This is a genomic window from Actinoplanes sp. NPDC051633, assembly GCF_040681735.1.
In the GTDB taxonomy this organism is placed as follows: domain Bacteria; phylum Actinomycetota; class Actinomycetes; order Mycobacteriales; family Micromonosporaceae; genus Actinoplanes.
Genome location: NZ_JBFAZH010001507.1, coordinates 1 through 1,579, shown reverse-complemented (window position 1 = coordinate 1,579; position 1,579 = coordinate 1). Strand labels below are relative to the sequence as shown.

At 71.3% G+C, this 1,579-nt stretch carries 1 protein-coding gene and 1 pseudogene; one reads left to right on the top strand and one right to left on the bottom strand.

Annotated features, from left to right (window positions below):
• A partial coding sequence (locus AB0M20_RS42590; protein WP_364307106.1) for a serine/threonine-protein kinase occupies positions 1-860 on the bottom strand: 860 nt, incomplete at its 3' end.
• A 250-nt stretch (positions 861-1,110) separates the two neighbouring features.
• On the opposite strand from AB0M20_RS42590, the pseudogene AB0M20_RS42585 reads away from it, so the two are divergent.
• Positions 1,111-1,579 (top strand): annotated as a pseudogene (locus tag AB0M20_RS42585) (hypothetical protein); the annotation flags it as partial.

Below are 1,579 nucleotides of genomic sequence, written 5' to 3'. Positions count from 1 at the left end.
GAGGTCGCCGAGGTCGCCGCCGACGGCAGGACCCGGACGCCCGCCCCGGCGATCCGGCGCAGCATGCGCTCGGCCGCGGCGGCGGACAGCCGGTCCTCCGGGTCCGCCCGCATCAGGCCGCAGATCACGTCGGTGAGGGGGCCGGCGCGCAGCAGCGGGTCCGGCGTGCGGCCCTTCAGCGCGGCCATGGTCTCGTCCTTGTTCTCCCGCCGGAACGGCCGCCGCCCCTCCACCGCGAAGTAGAGCGTCGCGCCGAACGACCAGAGGTCGGCGCGCTGGGTGGAGATCCCGTCGAAGAGGCGCTCCGGAGCCACGTAGTGCAGCGAGCCGAGGACGATGCCGGCCTCGGTCAGCGCCCGGACCCCGAGCTCGGTGACCGCCGGGCCGAAGTCGCTGAGCAGCACCCGGCCGTCGTCGCCGATCAGCACGTTCCCCGGCTTCACGTCGAGGTGCAGCAGGCCCGCGTCGAACACGGCGACCAGGCCCTGCAGGATCTGCAGGCCGATCTCGGCGACCCGCCGCGGGTGCATCGCACCGGACGAGCTGACCACCTCCTGCAGCGAGCGCGAGGGGACGTAGTCCATCACGATCCACGGCTCGCCGGCGTCGGGCACCACGTCGCGGATGTGCACCACGTTCGGATGGTCGACCTCGGCGAACGCGCGCGCCTCCCGCAGGCTCAGGCCACCGACGAGCTCACCCTCGTGCGGTGACAGGCCCGGGGGCAGTGTGCACCGCTTGATGGCCACCGTGCTGCCGTCGGACTCGTCGGTCGCCAGCCACACGTGACTGAGCCCGCCGGCTGCCAAACGGCGGCCGACGCGGTACCGCCCCGCGACGAGCAGGCCTCCCGCCACCATCCGAGCCCCACCCCTGCGCACGCACGTATCGGCTTCGATCCCCTCTCAAGATACTGGATATCGGATGAGGTGGGGGTGGTACGCACGGTCGCACCAGCGGGCCGCATGTCCGACTGGAACGCCATCGACGTCGGCGTATGGTCACCACTGACCATGAGATTGACCCCTCAACGATGGCGGGCGATGAGGCGCAATGCATAACCGGGACAAGCAACGAACGTGGCCCCTTGTCGCATTACTGGCAGCCGGGATGACCGTCGCGGTGACGGTCACCGCGGCCTGCGCACCGGACAACACCAGCACGGCGAACAAATCGGGCGCGACCTTCCACACCGACGCGCACGCGACGACGGCCGGAGCCGCGCCGACCAGGACGGCGGCCGACAAGGCGATCGCGCTGCAGGCGCTGATGGGCCAGCACTCGGTGCTGGCGGCTGACCTGATGCGCAGCCGGATCCGCGGCGACGACGACTTCGTGCAGTCGGCGAACGCCGCGCTCGGCAAGAACACCGACGACATGAGCGGCCTGGTCGGGCAGCTGTTCGGCGACGCGGCCGCGAAAGGCTTTGCGCCGCTGTGGTCGGGACACATCGTGCTGCTGGTCTCGTACGCGGGCGCCGTCGGCGACGGTGACGAGGCCGCGCAGAAGAAGACGCGGACCGATCTGATCACGGCCGAGACCAAGCTGGCGACCTTCTTCGCCGGCGCCTCGCAGGGGC